At 57.1% G+C, this 17,171-nt stretch carries 12 protein-coding genes and 5 tRNA genes; 3 read left to right on the forward strand and 14 right to left on the reverse strand.

Annotated elements, in window-relative coordinates; all coding sequences use genetic code 11:
- Together NQ559_RS03445 and NQ559_RS03450 are read left to right on the forward strand one after the other, a co-directional pair.
- A tRNA-Arg gene (locus NQ559_RS03445) sits at positions 1-72 on the forward strand.
- A gap of 128 nt (positions 73-200) precedes the next feature.
- Positions 201-1,406, forward strand: coding sequence for an L-serine ammonia-lyase, iron-sulfur-dependent, subunit alpha (locus NQ559_RS03450; protein WP_018696704.1), 1,206 nt, complete (start codon positions 201-203; stop codon positions 1,404-1,406).
- 670 nt (positions 1,407-2,076) lie between these two features.
- Here NQ559_RS03450 and rpoC read toward each other — a convergent pair.
- From rpoC to NQ559_RS03515, 13 genes are all read right to left on the reverse strand, one after another.
- Positions 2,077-6,336, reverse strand: a complete 4,260-nt coding sequence (rpoC, locus tag NQ559_RS03455; protein ID WP_018696705.1) for a DNA-directed RNA polymerase subunit beta' — start codon at positions 6,334-6,336, stop codon at positions 2,077-2,079.
- A 34-nt stretch (positions 6,337-6,370) separates the two neighbouring features.
- Complete coding sequence (gene rpoB / locus NQ559_RS03460; RefSeq protein WP_032136221.1) at positions 6,371-10,231, reverse strand: DNA-directed RNA polymerase subunit beta; 3,861 nt, start codon at positions 10,229-10,231, stop codon at positions 6,371-6,373.
- 242 nt (positions 10,232-10,473) lie between these two features.
- A complete protein-coding gene (gene rplL, locus NQ559_RS03465) occupies positions 10,474-10,851 on the reverse strand; it encodes a 50S ribosomal protein L7/L12 (RefSeq protein WP_018696707.1) in 378 nt (125 codons plus the stop codon).
- A 43-nt stretch (positions 10,852-10,894) separates the two neighbouring features.
- A complete protein-coding gene (rplJ, locus tag NQ559_RS03470) occupies positions 10,895-11,419 on the reverse strand; it encodes a 50S ribosomal protein L10 (RefSeq protein WP_018696708.1) in 525 nt (174 codons plus the stop codon).
- A gap of 16 nt (positions 11,420-11,435) precedes the next feature.
- A complete protein-coding gene (gene rplA / locus NQ559_RS03475) occupies positions 11,436-12,134 on the reverse strand; it encodes a 50S ribosomal protein L1 (protein WP_026318532.1) in 699 nt (232 codons plus the stop codon).
- A 6-nt stretch (positions 12,135-12,140) separates the two neighbouring features.
- Positions 12,141-12,581, reverse strand: coding sequence for a 50S ribosomal protein L11 (gene rplK / locus NQ559_RS03480; RefSeq protein WP_009596474.1), 441 nt, complete (start codon positions 12,579-12,581; stop codon positions 12,141-12,143).
- 16 nt (positions 12,582-12,597) lie between these two features.
- On the reverse strand, positions 12,598-13,158 hold the full coding sequence (gene nusG, locus NQ559_RS03485) for a transcription termination/antitermination protein NusG (protein WP_018696710.1): 561 nt from the start codon (positions 13,156-13,158) through the stop codon (positions 12,598-12,600).
- Between the two features lie 14 nt (positions 13,159-13,172).
- On the reverse strand, positions 13,173-13,370 hold the full coding sequence (gene secE, locus NQ559_RS03490; protein WP_018696711.1) for a preprotein translocase subunit SecE: 198 nt from the start codon (positions 13,368-13,370) through the stop codon (positions 13,173-13,175).
- Between the two features lie 18 nt (positions 13,371-13,388).
- Positions 13,389-13,462, reverse strand: a tRNA-Trp gene (locus NQ559_RS03495).
- 47 nt (positions 13,463-13,509) lie between these two features.
- Positions 13,510-14,697: an elongation factor Tu gene (gene tuf, locus NQ559_RS03500; protein WP_018696712.1), complete on the reverse strand. Its 1,188-nt coding sequence runs from the start codon at positions 14,695-14,697 to the stop codon at positions 13,510-13,512.
- A 129-nt stretch (positions 14,698-14,826) separates the two neighbouring features.
- Positions 14,827-14,902: transfer RNA gene (locus NQ559_RS03505), tRNA-Gly, on the reverse strand.
- Positions 14,903-14,996: 94 nt separating this feature from the next.
- A tRNA-Tyr gene (locus NQ559_RS03510) sits at positions 14,997-15,079 on the reverse strand.
- Between the two features lie 117 nt (positions 15,080-15,196).
- A tRNA-Thr gene (locus NQ559_RS03515) sits at positions 15,197-15,270 on the reverse strand.
- 331 nt (positions 15,271-15,601) lie between these two features.
- On the opposite strand from NQ559_RS03515, the gene NQ559_RS03520 reads away from it, so the two are divergent.
- The gene (locus NQ559_RS03520) at positions 15,602-16,126 is read left to right on the forward strand and encodes a GNAT family N-acetyltransferase (protein ID WP_018696713.1); all 525 of its coding nucleotides are present in this window, start codon (positions 15,602-15,604) and stop codon (positions 16,124-16,126) included.
- Positions 16,127-16,230: 104 nt separating this feature from the next.
- Here NQ559_RS03520 and NQ559_RS03525 read toward each other — a convergent pair whose 3' ends face one another.
- Positions 16,231-17,136, reverse strand: coding sequence for a helix-turn-helix domain-containing protein (locus tag NQ559_RS03525; RefSeq protein ID WP_227412457.1), 906 nt, complete (start codon positions 17,134-17,136; stop codon positions 16,231-16,233).
- Positions 17,137-17,171: the final 35 nt, after the last annotated feature.

Below are 17,171 nucleotides of genomic sequence, written 5' to 3' on the forward strand. Positions count from 1 at the left end.
GGCCTCATAGTTCAAGGGATAGAACGAGGGTTTCCTAAACCCTAAATTCGCGTTCGAGTCGCGGTGAGGCTACGAAAAGGGAAAGGTTCCGACCTTTTCCTTTTTTCGTTCCGCCCGGACGGGAGCAGCTTAAATCTCCGGCCGGGAAAGGGAACATCCGACAATTTACATTATCTTTGCCTCACATATAAAGCCAGTTTATGGAGTCACTCAAAGAATTATATAAGATCGGCAACGGCCCGTCGAGCAGCCACACGATGGGGCCCAAAAAGGCTGCCGAACGTTTTGCCGAACGTAGTCGCGACGTCGATTCATACCGTGTGACACTCTACGGATCGCTCGCCGCCACGGGCAAGGGACACCTCACCGACGTGGCGATCCTTTCGGTGCTGGAGCCCATCGCCCCGACCCAGATCGTCTGGGAACCGAAGGTCGTGCTGCCCTTCCATCCCAACGGCATGTTGTTCGAGGGGCTGAAAGCCGGCAAGGTCGTCGACAGTTGGACGATATACAGCATCGGCGGGGGTGCCCTGGCGAACGAGAGTTCGCGCCTGGAGATACCCGCCAGCATCTATCCGCTGACGACCATCTCGGAGATCAAGGACTGGTGCTACCACGAAGGCAAAACCTATTGGGAGTATGTCAACGACTGCGAAGGCCCCGAAATATGGGATTACCTCGACCGGATATGGACGGTGATGTGCGAAACGATCCAGCGCGGCCTGAACAACGACGGCGTACTGCCGGGAGGGCTCAAGGTCGCCCGCAAGGCGAGCACCTACTGGGTCAAGTCGAAGAGCTACACCGACTCGCTGAAATCCCGCGCCCAGATCTACGCCTACGCCCTGGCGACCTCCGAAGAGAATGCCTCCGGCGGCATCGTCGTAACCGCCCCGACATGCGGGTCTTGCGGCGTGGTTCCGGCAGTGCTCTACCACCTGGCCAATTCGCGCAACTTCCTGCGCATCCGCATCCTGCGCGCCCTGGCTACGGCGGGACTATTCGGCAACGTGGCCAAAACCAACGCTTCGATCTCCGGCGCCGAGGTCGGCTGCCAGGGCGAGGTCGGTGTAGCATGTGCCATGGCCGCCGCCGCGGCATGCCAGCTTTTCGGCGGCACCCCTTCGCAGATCGAATATGCCGCGGAGATGGGGCTCGAACACCACCTGGGGCTCACCTGCGACCCCGTATGCGGATTGGTGCAGGTGCCCTGCATCGAACGCAATGCGATTGCGGCAGCCCGGGCTTTCGATGCCAACGCCTACGCCACGCTCTCCGACGGCTCGCACATGGTGAGCTTCGACCGGGTCGTGGAGGTGATGAACGAAACCGGGCATAACCTCCCGAGCCTCTACCGGGAAACCTCCGAAGGAGGCCTCGCCAAGCGTTATAACGGCAAGAAATAATCCGGACAGGATTCTTACGGCGGGGAACCGTGTTTTTTTGTGCTCCGGGATTTTTCGCAATTCGGAACAGGGAATCTTCCAAAACTCAGACCGATAAGCATCCGGATAGCGAATGACCTCCGACTGCTCGTGTTCATGCCCTTTGAACGGCTGCACGGCTGTCTTTTGCACAATCGCCCTGCGCTCCGTCCAGTCGCCGCGTGCGCCGGAATCCGCATATTCATAGCTTTAGCTCCGCTCCGTAGCACCATCGTAATTGTGGGTTTCCTCCCGGCGTGCCACAAGCCGCCCCCCGGAATCGTAGACAAGGCGGCTTCTACTCCGGGTTCCCGTAGAACCGCATCGGTTCGAGCCAACCGTCCGGCGGCATCGTCTAAAAATTCGGTCGACCGCCCCACCTGCCGCATCACCCTCGTATTCGAGTTCCTGCGCGGCGATCCGGGCTACGGCACCATAAGTCAGCGATGCCGGCCTCCCTGCCTGTGCATCCCCTCCATACAGAAACACCCGCCCGATAAAAGCACGGCCGGGAGTGCCGCCGGGAGAGCGAACTATTTCGATTCCAGCTAACCATCGGGACAGTCCGGTTGAAGATAATCAGGAATCCGGACAAAAAAGAAGCCGTTCCCTGGGGAACGGCTTCTTTCGAATCGTATATGCAGCCTCGGATTTACTGCGCCTGCTGGAGCGATTCCAGCTCGGCTTTCGAACCGACCACAAGGTTGTCGTAATCGCGCAGGCCCGTACCGCCGGGGATCAGGTGACCGCAGATAACATTTTCCTTGAGGTTTTCCAGCGGATCGACCTTGGCCTGGATCGCAGCCTCGTTGAGCACCTTGGTGGTCTCCTGGAACGAAGCCGCCGAGATGAAGCTCGAAGTCTGCAACGCGGCGCGGGTAATACCCTGCAACACCTGCGTCGAAGTAGCGGGCACAATGTCGCGCACCTGCACGGGTTTCTGGTCACGGCGCTTGAGGCTCGAATTCTCGTCGCGCAGCTTACGCAGCGAAACGATCTGCCCGGGCTGGAGCGACGTCGAATCGCCCGCATCGGTGACGACCACCTTGTCGTAGAGTTCGTCGTTCACATCCATGAACTCCCACTTGTCGACCACCTGGTCTTCGAAGAACCGGGTATCGCCGGGATCCTCGATCTTCACCTTGTTCATCATCTGGCGGACGATGACCTCGAAATGCTTGTCGTTGATCTTCACACCCTGCATGCGGTATACCTCCTGCACCTCATTGACGATGTACTCCTGCACCTTCGTCGGGCCGAGGATATTGAGGATGTCGCTCGGGGTGATCGCACCGTCGGACAGCGGGCTGCCGGCCTTCACGTAGTCGTTCTCCTGCACGATGATCTGACGCGACAGGGGCACGAGGTAACGCTTCACGTCACCCTGCTTCGAGGTGATGATGATCTCGCGGTTACCGCGCTTGATCTTGCCGAACGATACCTCGCCGTCGATTTCCGACACGATTGCCGGGTTCGACGGGTTACGGGCTTCGAACAGCTCGGTCACACGCGGCAGACCGCCGGTGATGTCGCCGCCCGACTTGCCGACGGCACGCGGAATCTTGATCAGGATATCGCCGGCCTTGATCTTGGCGTTGTCCTTCACGACGACGTGTGCCGAAACGGGCAGGTTGTATTGCTTGACCTCCTCGCCCTCCTTGTTTACGATCTTGATGACGGGGTTCTTGGTCTTGTCCTTCGACTCGATGACCACCTTCTCCGAAAGGCCGGTCTGTTCGTCACGCTCCTCACGGTAGGTAATACCCTCGACGACGCTGTCGTAAACGGCCTTACCCTCGTATTCGGAGATGATAACGGCATTGTACGGATCCCATTCGCAGATCAGGTCGCCCTTCTTGACCTCGGCACCGTCCGCCATGAAAAGCGTCGCGCCGTAAGGCAGGTTGTGCGTGTAGAGTACGATCTCGGTCTTCGGGTCGACGATACGGAATTCCGACTGGCGCGAAATGACGATGTTGATCGCCTCGCCGGAGGCATTCTTGCCCTTGACGGTGCGCAGCTCGTCGATCTCCAGACGGCCTTCGTATTTCGAAACGACATTGGTCTCGACCGCCGAGCCTCCGGCCACACCACCGACGTGGAACGTACGGAGGGTAAGCTGCGTACCCGGCTCGCCGATCGACTGCGCCGCGATGACACCCACGACCTCGCCCTTCTGCACCATGCGTGCGGTGGCAAGGTTGCGGCCGTAGCACTTCGCGCATACGCCCCGGCGTGCCTCGCAGGTCAGCACCGAGCGGATCTCCACCGATTCGAGCGGCGATTTCTCGATCGCCTCGGCAATCGCCTCGGTGATCTCCTCGCCCGCCTTGCAGATGACCTCGCCCGTCAGCGGATGGATTACGTCGTTCAGGGCGACACGGCCCAGAATACGGTCGTAGAGGGTCTGCACGACGTCGTCGTTGCGTTTGATGGCCGTAGCCGTCAGGCCGCGGAGCGTACCGCAGTCCTCCTCGTTGATGATCACGTCCTGTGCGACGTCAACCAGACGGCGCGTCAGATAACCGGCGTCGGCCGTCTTCAGTGCGGTATCGGCAAGACCCTTACGGGCACCGTGCGTCGAGATGAAATACTCGAGCACCGAAAGTCCCTCTTTGAAGTTCGAGAGGATCGGGTTCTCGATGACCTGCTGGCCACCCTCGACACCCGACTTCTGCGGCTTGGCCATAAGGCCACGCATACCGCTCAGCTGACGGATCTGCTCCTTCGAACCGCGGGCGCCCGAGTCGAGCATCATGTATACCGGGTTGAAACCGTCGTCGTCCTTGATCAGCGTGTCGATCACGACCTTCGTCAGCTTGGTATTGATGTTCGTCCAAACGTCGATGATCTGGTTGTAACGCTCGTTGTTGGTGATAAGACCCATGTTGTAGTCCTCCATGATGGCGTCCGAACGCTCGTAACCTTCCTGTACGAGTTTCTCCTTGGCATCGGGGATAATCACGGCGTCGAGGTTGAACGACAGGCCGCCGCGGAATGCCATGCGGTAACCCATGTCCTTGATGTCGTCGAGGAACGCGGCCACCTTGTCGGCACCGGCCTTCTTCATCACCACGGCGATGATGTCACGCAGCGAACGCTTCGTAAGGATCTCGTTGATGTAACCCACCTCCTTGGGTACCACCTGGTTGAAGAGGATTCGGCCGATGGTCGTCTCCTTCAGCTCGCGTACCGGGTTGCCGTCCGCGTCGATGTCGTCTACCATACACTTCACAATGGCGTGCAAGTCGGCCTGGCCTTCGTTGTAGGCGATAATCGCCTCCTCGGGGCCATAGAATGCGCGGCCCTCGCCCTTGACACCCTTGCGGGGTTTGGTGATGTAGTAGAGGCCGAGTACCATGTCCTGCGACGGCACGGTGATGGGTGCGCCGTTGGCGGGGTTAAGGACGTTGTGCGAACCGAGCATCAGCAGCTGTGCCTCCAGGATGGCGGCATTGCCCAGGGGCAGGTGCACGGCCATCTGGTCGCCGTCGAAGTCGGCGTTGAACGCCGTACATGCCAGCGGGTGGAGCTGCATTGCCTTGCCCTCGATCAGCTTGGGCTGGAAAGCCTGGATACCGAGGCGGTGCAGCGTCGGGGCACGGTTCATCAGCACGGGGTGTCCCTTTATGACATTCTCCAGAATGCCCCAGATCACGGGGTCTTTCCGGTCGATGATCTTCTTTGCGGATTTCACCGTCTTCACGATTCCGCGCTCGATGAGCTTGCGGATCACGAACGGCTTGTAAAGTTCGGCCGCCATGTCCTTCGGAATACCCATCTCGTGCATCTTCAACTCGGGGCCGACGACGATGACCGAACGCGCCGAGTAGTCGACACGCTTACCCAAAAGGTTCTGGCGGAAACGTCCCTGCTTGCCTTTCAGCGAGTCGGAGAGCGACTTGAGCGGACGGTTCGACTCGTTCTTCACGGCATTGCTCTTGCGCGAGTTGTCGAACAGCGAGTCCACGGCTTCCTGCAACATACGCTTCTCGTTGCGCAGGATCACCTCCGGCGCCTTGATCTCGATCAGGCGCTTCAGACGGTTATTACGGATGATGACACGACGGTAGAGGTCGTTCAGGTCGGACGTGGCGAAACGTCCGCCGTCCAGCGGCACCAGCGGGCGCAACTCGGGCGGGATCACCGGGATGACGTTCAGCACCATCCATTCGGGCTTGTTCTTGCCCTCCGACGCACGGAACGACTCGATGACGTTCAGGCACTTGAGCGCTTCGCTCTTACGCTGCTGCGACGTTTCGGTCGAAGCCTTGTGGCGCAGTGCATAGGACATCGTGTCGAGATCGACCTGCTTGAGCAGCGTATAGACCGCCTCGGCGCCCATCTGTGCGACGAACTTGCTGGGGTCGCTGTCGTCGAGCGCCTGGTTGCCCTTGGGCAGGGCGGCCAGCACGTCGAGGTACTCCTTCTCCGAAAGCGTTGCCAGACGTTCGATGCCCTGCTCGGCAGCGGCACCGGCGTTGATCACGACGTAACGCTCGTAGTAGATGATCGCCTCCAGTTTCTTCGACGGGATACCCAGCAGGTAGCCGATTTTCGACGGCAGCGAACGGAAATACCAGATATGAACCACCGGTACGACCAGCGAAATGTGGCCCATGCGTTCGCGGCGCACCTTCTTCTCGGTTACCTCCACACCGCAGCGGTCGCAGACGATTCCCTTGTAGCGGATGCGCTTGTACTTGCCGCAATGGCATTCGTAGTCCTTGACAGGGCCGAAGATACGCTCGCAGAACAGACCGTCGCGCTCGGGCTTGTAGGTACGGTAGTTAATGGTTTCGGGCTTGAGCACCTCGCCGCTCGACTGTGCCAGGATCTCCTCGGGGGAGGCCAGGCCTATCGAAATCTGGCTGTAACCATTATTCGTCTTATTGTCTTTGGAAATTGACATATTTGTTCTTCGTTTTTCTTATCCTAAATACACCTTACTCGAGTTTGACCGACAGGGCCAGGCCGCGCAACTCGTGCAGCAGCACGTTCATGGCCTCGGGAATACCCGGTCTGGGCAGGTTCTCGCCCTTGACGATCGCCTCGTAAGCCTTGGCACGTCCCATCACGTCGTCGGACTTGATGGTCAGAATCTCCTGCAGGATGTTCGCGGCGCCGAAGCCTTCGAGCGCCCAAACCTCCATCTCACCGAAACGCTGTCCACCGAACTGGGCCTTACCGCCGAGCGGCTGCTGCGTGATGAGCGAGTACGGGCCGATCGAACGGGCGTGCATCTTGTCGTCGATCATATGGCCCAGTTTGAGCATGTAGATCACGCCCACCGTAGCCGGCTGGTCGAACTTCTCGCCGGTGCCGCCGTCGTAGAGGTACGTACGGCCGCTGTGCGGGATGCCCGCCTTGGCGGTGTACTCGTTGATCTGATCGAGCGAGGCACCGTCGAAGATCGGCGTTGCGAACTTCAGGCCCAACTCGCGGCCGGCCCATCCGAGCACGGTCTCGTAGATCTGTCCCAGGTTCATTCGCGAAGGCACACCCAGCGGGTTCAGGCAGATGTCGACGATCGTACCGTCCTCGAGGAACGGCATATCCTCGTCGCGCACGATACGGGCGACGATACCCTTGTTACCGTGGCGGCCGGCCATCTTGTCACCCACCTTCAGCTTACGCTTCTTGGCGATGTAAACCTTGGCCATCTGGATAACGCCGGTCTGCGGAAGTTCGTCACCGTTGGTGATGTTGTACTTCTCGCGCTTGATGACGGCATCGGCCTTCTTCCACTCGATGGTATAATTATTAATGGTAGCTTCGATCAACGCATCGGTATGGGCATCGCCCGTCCACTTGCACGAGCCGAGGTTCAGGTAACCCATCACCACGCCCGTCTTCTCGTCGGTCGACTTGCGGGCGATCTCCTCAAGCAGTTTCTGCGAGAACTTCGTGCCTGCGGGATAGAGTTCCACGCCGAAGTAGTCGGTGATGCCCGTCGTGGCCTTGCCCTGGAGCAGCGTCCACAGCTTGGCGACCAGACGCTTCGTCAGCTCCGAAATCTCGGCTGCGAACTTCTCGTCGAGCTTCTCGAGCTGCGCCTTCTCAGCGCTCTTGCCCTTCTTACCCTCCTTGTTCGCACGGCTGTAAAGCCTCGTGTCGATGACCACGCCGTGCAGCGACGGCTGCGCCTTGAGCGAAGCGTCCTTCACGTCGCCTGCCTTGTCGCCGAAGATGGCGCGCAGCAGTTTCTCCTCGGGCGAGGGGTCGCTCTCGCCCTTGGGGGTGATTTTACCGATCAGGATGTCGCCCGGATGTACGTTGGCACCGATGCGGATGATACCGTTCGCATCGAGGTCTTTGGTGGCGTCCTCGCTTACGTTCGGAATATCCGAGGTCAGCTCCTCGACACCGCGCTTGGTGTCGCGCACCTCCATGATATACTCGTCGACGTGCACCGACGTGAAGATATCCTCACGCTGGATACGCTCCGAGATCACGATGGCATCCTCGAAGTTGTAACCCTTCCAGGGCATGAACGCCACTTTCAGGTTGCGGCCCAGGGCCAGCTCGCCGTGTTGCGTCGAGTAACCCTCGGTCAGGATCTGCCCCTTCACGACCTTGTCGCCCGTCAGTACGGCGGGCTTGAGCGTGATGGAGGTATTCTGGTTCGTACGGCGGTAACGCGGAAGTTCGTAGGTCGTGACTTCCGGTTCGAACGAGGCCAATACCTCGTCTTCCGTACGCTCGTATTTGATCTGTATCTTGGTAGCGTCGGCGAAAACGACCTCGCCGTCGCCCTCGGCCACAATCTGGATGCGGCTGTCGGAGATCATATCCTTCTCGATACCCGTGCCGACGATCGGGGCTTCCGATGTCACCAGGGGCACGGCCTGGCGCATCATGTTCGAGCCCATCAACGCACGGTTGGCGTCGTCGTGCTCGAGGAACGGGATGAGGCTGGCCGCAATCGAAGCGATCTGGTTCGGAGCCACGTCCATCAGGTTCACCTCGTCCGCCGTAACCACGGGGAAATCGGCTCCCTGACGCGCCTTGATACGCTCGGGTTGCAGGAAATTGCCCTCGTCGTCGATCGGCATGTTCGACTGCGCCACAATCTTGCCCTCTTCCTCCTCGGCCGAGTAGTAGTGGATGTGCGAGTTGTCCAGGTCGATCCGGCCGTTCTCCACCGTGCGGTAAGGCGTCTCGATGAATCCCATCGGTGAAATCTTCGCATAAACGCACAGCGACGAGATCAGACCGATGTTGGGGCCTTCCGGCGATTCGATCGGGCAGAGGCGGCCGTAGTGCGTGTAGTGTACGTCTCGCACCTCGAAGCCGGCACGGTCGCGCGAAAGGCCGCCGGGGCCGAGGGCCGACAGACGGCGTTTGTGCGTAATTTCGGCCAGCGGGTTGATCTGATCCATGAACTGCGAGAGCTGCGACGTCCCGAAGAACGAGTTGATCACCGACGACAGCGTCTTGGCATTGATCAGGTCGACCGGAGTGAACACCTCGTTGTCACGTACGTTCATGCGCTCGCGGATCGTACGCGCCATGCGCACGAAGCCCACCGAGAACTGGTTCGACAACTGTTCGCCCACGGTGCGGACACGGCGGTTCGACAGGTGGTCGATATCGTCGACATCGGCCTTCGAGTTGATCAGCTGGATCAGGTATTTGATGATGGCGATGATGTCCTCGCGCGTCAGCGTGCGGATAGCGGGGTCGATATCCAGATCCAGCTTCTTGTTGATGCGGTAACGGCCTACGTCGCCCAGGTCGTAACGCTTGTCCGAGAAAAACAGCTTCTCGATGACGTCGCGTGCCGTAGCCTCATCGGGCGGCTCCGAAGCGCGCAGCTGCCTGTAAATATATACGACAGCCTCCTTCTCGGAGTTGCAGGGGTCTTTCTGCAGGGTATTGTATATGATCGAGAAATCGATGCCCGAGAGGTTTTCCTTATGCAGGAGGATCGTCTTGGCGCCGCTTTCGAGGATCTGCTCCACGTGCTCCTCCTGGAGGACGGTCTCGCGGTCTACGATCACGTTGTTACGCTCGATGGAAACCACCTCGCCCGTATCCTCATCCACGAAGTCCTCGACCCAGGTCGAAAGGACGCGTGCGGCGAGTTTGCGGCCGACGGCCTTCTTGAGATTGGCCTTCGTGACCTTCACTTCGTCCGCCAGGTCGAAAATCTCGAGGATCTGCTGGTCGGCCTCATAACCGATGGCACGCAGCAGCGTAGTGACGGGCAACTTCTTTTTACGGTCGATGTAGGCATACATCACGTTGTTGATGTCCGTAGCGAACTCTATCCACGAACCCTTGAAGGGGATGATACGCGCCGAATAGAGTTTCGTGCCGTTGGTGTGCATGCTCTGGCCGAAGAACACACCCGGCGAACGATGCAACTGGGATACGATGACACGCTCCGCACCATTGATGACGAACGTACCGCGTTCTGTCATATAGGGAATCGTACCGAAGTACACGTCCTGAACGACGACACCGAAATCCTCGTGCTCGTCGTCCGTGCAGTAAAGCTTGAGCTTCGCCTTCAGAGGGACGCTGTACGTAAGGCCGCGCTCGAGGCACTCCTCGATCGAATAACGCGGCGGGTCGATATAGTAGTCGATGAACTCCAGAACGAAATTGTTCCGGGTATCCGTAATGGGGAAATTCTCCTGAAACACCTTGTACAGCCCCTCGCTCTTGCGGTTTTCGGCCGTGGTGTCCATTTGGAAAAAGTCCCGGAATGATTTAAGCTGTACCTCCAGCAGATCCGGATAGGGCACCCGGTTCTTGACTGTCGAAAAGCTAATTCTTTGTTGTGTTTTTGCTGTGGACATCGTAAAATCCAAATTATGTTGAAGTGTAATTCTGGTGGGTTACGCTCCCCGAATTGCTGGGCATCTGATTATCCCGCCAATGCCCCCGTTTGCAGGCGCAATTCGCCCCGGGAGCATCCATTTCCAAAGAGTGGACACAGCTCCTGTTCGGCACTTCCAGTCTTTAGACCAAGAAAAGGCATAGAGCTTACACGCCGGTAAGCCCTATACCTGATTCGTCTGAGCAGACTTAAGCAGCAATGCTACTTAAGCTCAACTTCAGCACCAGCCTCCTCGAGCTGAGCCTTGATCGACTCGGCCTCTTCCTTGGAGACACCCTCCTTGACGGCCTTGGGAGCACCGTCGACGAGAGCCTTCGCATCACCCAGCGAAAGGCCGGCGATATCCTTAACGACCTTGATAACCTGGAGCTTGGCCTGGCCGGCAGTCTTCAGGATCACGTCGAAAGTCGACTTCTCGGCAACAGCAGCCTCGCCTGCGCCGGCAGCGGGAGCTGCAACGGCAACAGCGGCAGCAGCCGGTTCAATGCCATATTCCTCTTTGAGGATGGTAGCCAATTCGTTTACCTCGGTAACCTTGAGGTTTACCAGTTCTTCAGCAAGTTTCTTTACGTCTGCCATAGTTGTAAGCTTATTAAATTTCGTTTTTAATTCTTGGTTGTGATTAGTTGTTTCTCGATTCGAGCGTCTTCACGATGCCCGCAATCTTTTGGCCTGCATTAGCCTGCAATGCAGAAATAACATTCTTCGCCGGGGACTGGAGCAGGGCAATGATATCGCCGATAAGCTCTTCCTTCGACTTGATGTTGCACAGAGCGTCCAACTGATTGTCGCCCACGTAAACGCACCCTTCGGCGAAAGCCGCCTTCAGGACGGGCTTCTCGGACTTCTTGCGGAATTCCTTGATCAGAACCGCAGGAGCCTTCGCTACGTTCGCAAACATAATCGAGGTGGAACCCTCCAATACTTTTACCAGTTCAGCGTCAGCCTTCTCAACCTTCTCGAGCGCCTTGGCCAGCAGCGTGTTCTTCACTACGACCAGTTTGATGTCGCTCTCGTAGCACTTGCGGCGCAGGGCAGCGGTCTGCTCGGCGTTCAGTGCCTCGATGTCGGCGATGTAGAAGTGAGGATAAGCCTGGAGCTGCTCGGCGATGGCGTTAATAACGACCAGTTTTTCTTCCTTTGTCATCTCTTCTCTCCTCCTTCTATTTGGTTTCTACTGATTTGGAATCAATCTGCAAGCCGGGACTCATCGTGGTCGAGAGATAAATACTCTTCACATAAGAACCTTTAGCAGCAGCCGGTTTCAGTTTGAGAATCATGCCCAGCACCTCTTTCGCGTTCTCCACGATCTGGTCTTCCGAGAATGAAACCTTACCTACCGAAGTGTGGATGATACCGAATTTGTCGACCTTGAAGTCGATCTTACCCGATTTCACCTCCTGAACGGCCTTGCCGACTTCCATCGTAACCGTACCGGTCTTGGGGTTCGGCATCAGGCCGCGGGGCCCCAGAATACGGCCCAGCGCACCGACCTTACCCATTACGTTCGGCGTACAGATGATGACGTCGACGTCAGTCCAGCCGGACTTGATCTTGTCGACATACTCGTCCAGGCCTACGTAATCGGCACCGGCAGCCTGTGCTTCGGCCTCCTTTTCGGGAGTACAGAGCACGAGCACCCGCACCTGCTTACCCGTACCGTGAGGCAGCGTCACGACGCCGCGCACCATCTGGTTGGCCTTGCGGGGGTCAACGCCCAGGCGGACGTCGATATCAACGGACGCGTCGAATTTCGTGAACGTAATTTCCTTCAGAAGAGCGGCGGCCTCCGAGAGCTTGTAAGCCTTAGCGGCTTCCACCTTAGCGTAGGCGATCTTTTGATTTTTTGTCAACTTACTCATCTTCGATTACATATTAGGAAATTCACCGACGACGTTGATACCCATACTACGAGCGGTACCAGCAATCATACGCATAGCAGCTTCCAGGGTAAAGCAGTTCATGTCAGGCATTTTGTCCTGAGCAATCTCGCGCACCTGATCCCACGTCACCTGACCGACCTTGTCGCGGTTAGGCTGTGCGGAACCCTTCTGCACCTTGGCTGCTTCCTTGAGCTGAATAGCTACAGGCGGCTGTTTTACAACGAAATCAAACGACTTGTCGCTGTAAACCGTGATGATGACCGGAAGAACTTTTCCTGCCTTGTCCTGGGTACGCGCATTGAACTGCTTGCAGAAGTCCATGATGTTGACTCCCTTAGAACCCAATGCGGGACCAACCGGGGGCGAAGGATTGGCGGCACCACCTTTGATCTGCAATTTAATAAATGCAGCAACCTCTTTTGCCATAGTTTTCCTTGGTTAATTATTCTTTTTCTACTTGTGTGAAACCCAACTCCATAGGAGTTTTGCGCCCGAATATCTTCACCGATACCGTGAGTTTCTTGCGCTCGTTGTCGACGGCCTCGATGGTACCCTGGAAGCTTGAGAAAGGGCCATCGGTGACCTTGACGGTCTCGCCGACAAAGAATGGAACTTCGTTTTCCTCCTCCATGGCATTCATCTCGTCGACGCGGCCGAGGATTCGCGCCACCTCCTGCGGACGCAGGGGCGTGGCATTCATCTTGCGGCTGTCCTCCTTGGTATCGCCGAGGAAACCCAGCACATTGGGAGTATTACGAATTATAATCGGAATCTGACCTACGAACGCGGCTTCCACCAACACATAGCCCGGATATGAAACCTTCTCCTTGGAGACTTTCTTTCCGTTGCGGATGGTATAGACCTTTTCGGTGGGAATCAGTACCTGAGATATGTAATCCTCTAGGTGGTTGTGGCGAATCTCGGCTTCGATGTACTCTTTGACCTTGTTCTCCTTACCGCCGATGGCACGGACGACATACCACTGTTTTTTAATCTCGCTCATCGTTTCAGCAACAATTAACGGCCAAAACCACCCAGTACCTTGTAAATCACAGCCATCAGGTTCTCGAACGACAAGTCCATCGCCAATACGACGACAGCGAAGATGACCGAAGCCACCATCACGACGATCGTAGAGTTCTGGAGCTGCGGGAACGTAGGCCACGTCACCTTGTTTACAAGCTCGTTGTAGGATTCTTTAACGTAATTGAACATATCTTCTTCTTTTACTTTTGGCAGGAGCAGAGAGATTCGAACTCCCATCAACGGTTTTGGAGACCGCTATTCTACCCTTGAACTATGCTCCTAAAAGCGGGAAGCGGTGCGGAACACCGCTTCCCTATGGTTGTGAAAATTATTTCACGATCTTCAGGATCTGACCGGCACCTACCGTACGGCCACCCTCGCGGATTGCGAAACGCAGACCTTCGTTGATAGCTACGGGGTAGATCAGTTTCACGGTGATGGTTACGTGGTCACCCGGCATAACCATGTCAACGCCTGCGGGCAGATGAACCTCGCCCGTTACGTCCATCGTACGCAGATAGAACTGGGGACGATAGTTGTTGTGGAACGGAGTGTGACGGCCACCTTCCTCTTTCTTCAGGATGTAGACCTCAGCCTCGAACTCGGTGTGCGGAGTGATCGAACCCGGTTTGGCAACGACCATGCCGCGCTTAACCTCCTTCTTGTCGATACCGCGGAGCAGCAGACCTACGTTGTCGCCGGCCTCACCCTCGTCGAGCAGCTTGCGGAACATCTCGACACCGGTGCAGGTCGAAGTCAGGGTCTTCTCCTCGAGACCTACGATCTCAACGGGATCACCCACGTGGATGATACCGGTCTCGATACGGCCCGTTACGACGGTACCACGGCCGGTGATCGAGAATACGTCCTCGACAGGCATCAGGAACGGCTTCTCGTTCTCACGCTGCGGGATCGGAATATAGGTGTCGACAGCATCCATGAGCTCCATGATCTTGTCCTCCCACTGCGGCTCGCCGTTCAGGCCGCCGAGTGCGGAACCACGGATAACGGGCGCGTTGTCACCGTCGTACTCGTATTTCGAAAGCAGGTCGCGAACCTCCATCTCGACCAGGTCGAGCATTTCGGGATCGTCGACCATGTCGCACTTGTTCAGGAAAACTACAATACGCGGCACGTTCACCTGACGGGCGAGCAGCACGTGCTCGTTGGTCTGGGGCATCGGGCCGTCCGTTGCAGCGACTACCAGGATGGCACCGTCCATCTGGGCGGCACCCGTAACCATGTTCTTCACATAGTCGGCGTGACCCGGGCAGTCCACGTGAGCATAGTGACGGTTAGCCGTCTGGTACTCGACGTGCGAGGTGTTGATCGTGATACCACGCTCTTTCTCCTCGGGAGCGTTGTCGATGGAGTCGAACGAGCGGAGCTCCGACAGACCTTTCTTTGCCAGAACGGTCGTGATTGCGGCGGTAAGAGTGGTCTTACCGTGGTCAACGTGTCCGATGGTACCGATGTTCACATGCGGTTTCGAACGGTCGAATTTTTCTTTTGCCATAGTATTAAGTATTTAAAGTATTGTTAAAAATTGCTTTAAAGTTTTAAAATTCATTTCGCAGAACAAGCGGGCGACACAAACGTCCCCGCTACGCCGGCTGGGGTCATCCGTATCACACGCGTCTGCGTCTGGAGCGGAAGACGAGGCTCAAACTCGCGACCCTCAGCTTGGAAGGCTGATGCTCTATCAACTGAGCTACTTCCGCAAAAATATACCGTATCAGAGTCAGCCCTCTCCCTCCGCGATGCCCGCAGGCGGACACCACTGGAAATCTTGCAACTCCAACCGGCACTTTTTAGTGGGAAGTGATGGATTCGAACCACCGAAGGCGTACGCCAGCAGATTTACAGTCTGCCCCATTTGGCCACTCTGGTAACTTCCCAAATTGTCTGCCCCGAACGGACGGATCCCGCATTGCGCCGAATCCCCTCTGAGGCTTTCGTCCTGCCGCTGCCCGGTTTGTGCGGGGATTTCTCCCCTCCCTCGCGTCGGCTTTCCGAGCCGATGGAGGGATTCGAACCCCCGACCAGCTGATTACAAATCAGCTGCTCTGGCCAACTGAGCTACATCGGCAAAATCAACCGTTTTGGATTGCAAAAGTAGGCATAAAAAATTTACCAGCCAAATAAATCCCGATAAATTTTCTACTTTTTTACTCTTCTCAAAGAACGTCATTCAGCCGCCATTATTTCAGGGGTGAAATCGGGTGCAAAGATAGGAAAAGTTTTATATTTTACAACAGCTTATCCGAAAAATATCACCCCGGCGGCCGAAGGTTGCCACCGTCCCGCCCGGAAAGGCACCGTCCCGCACCACAAGCCCTGGCCAAAAGCCGCCACACCTATTTATAATAATAGAAATCACGGAAAATTCGTTATCTTTGGCCCGACAAACACAGTATGCCATGAACGCGACACCCCTGCCCGACGGCTTCGGGTTACGCCCGCTCCGTGCGGACGACACCCCGGACATCTTCACGGCCATAGACACGCAGCGCGAACACCTCGGGCGCTGGCTCCCGTTCGTAGCCGCGACGCACCGCGTGGAACAGACCCGCGAAGTGGTCGCCGCCATGCTGGCCGACCCGGCCAACCCGGTCTTCACGCTGCGTGTCGGGGATGCCTTCGCGGGGCTTATCGGGTTCAAATCGGCGGACAGTCGCACCCGCACCATCGAGATCGGCTACTGGCTTCGCTCCGAATACCAGGGACGGGGACTCATGACCGCAGCTGCAGAAGCGCTCTGCCGCATGGCCTTCGGGCAAATGGGCATGGAGAATGTCGAAATCAAATGCGCCGCAGGCAACCTGCGGAGCAACCGGATCCCGCTGCGCCTCGGCTTTCGGCTCGACCGCATCGAAGTACGCGGCGAGCAGCTCGCCGACGGGGAATTCACCGACCTCAACGTATACCGGCTGCCGCGCCCCTGAAACAAAAAACCGGGAAGGCGTTCCCTCCCTGTTCCAACTCCCGACAACAAACCCACGCTGCCGGCACAGCCTCGTCCCAGTCCGGGCCGGGACGACCGACAGGGCTACCCCTCCTTGATCGAAGCGATCAGCTGGGCGGGCGTCGCCTGCAGGTAATTCTTGCAGAAACGGCTGAACTGCGTATAGTGACGGAACCCGTACTTATTCATCAGCGCCTTCGTACTGTCTTCGCCGTCGCGTATGTCCGCGAAAATCTTGAGTGCCTTCTGGCGCATCATCCAATGGTAAACGCTGTCATTGAAATGTTCGGCAAAACGACGTTTGAACACCGAAAGGCTCATGCCCGCAAGGGCAGCCAACTCGGCTACACCCTGTGCCTTGTCGTAGTTGTTGCACACGAAGACACGGAAATTGTCCTGCGGCTGAATCATCGACTGGAAGAAATAGGCATGTTCGGTCGGCGTATAAAGCACCTTGATCATCATGAAAAGCTCCGTAGCCTTCATCTTGTGGTAGCGGGAGCAACCGCTCATCTCCGGGATCATGAAAAGCCCTTCGAGCAACCGCTCGATCGACGGATGCATCGCCAGCTTGGGCACGTCCTCATTGGGAATGACCGTATCATAGGGCATCACCTTGTCGAAAATGTCCTGTTCGCAGAATTCGATCCTGTGGATCAGCGACAGCACGACAATATTCGCCTCGTCCTGGGCCGTCGCAACGAACCTTTCGCCGCGTGCCAGGCACACGTACTGCCTCGAAGTCACCAGGCGCACCGTTTCGCCATGCTCTATCATGAGCGACCCCGACATGACGAAAAGGATACGCACCATACGGTCGGCTGGGAAGGTCACGCCCTCGCCGGGTGTGAGGGTCATCTGTACAAAACGGCAATAATTCGAATCGCCGATACGGCGGAACGGCGCAGGAAACGTGGGACAACTACTACAATCCGCAGGACAATTCTCCTTTAATGCCAGCTCCACAAACTGCGGTTTGGTCTGATCCATATATTCGATGATAATTTAATTGTCCAAAGTTACAC

Origin of the sequence: Alistipes onderdonkii (genome assembly GCF_025145285.1) — a bacterium.
Classification (GTDB): Bacteria; Bacteroidota; Bacteroidia; order Bacteroidales; family Rikenellaceae; genus Alistipes; species Alistipes onderdonkii.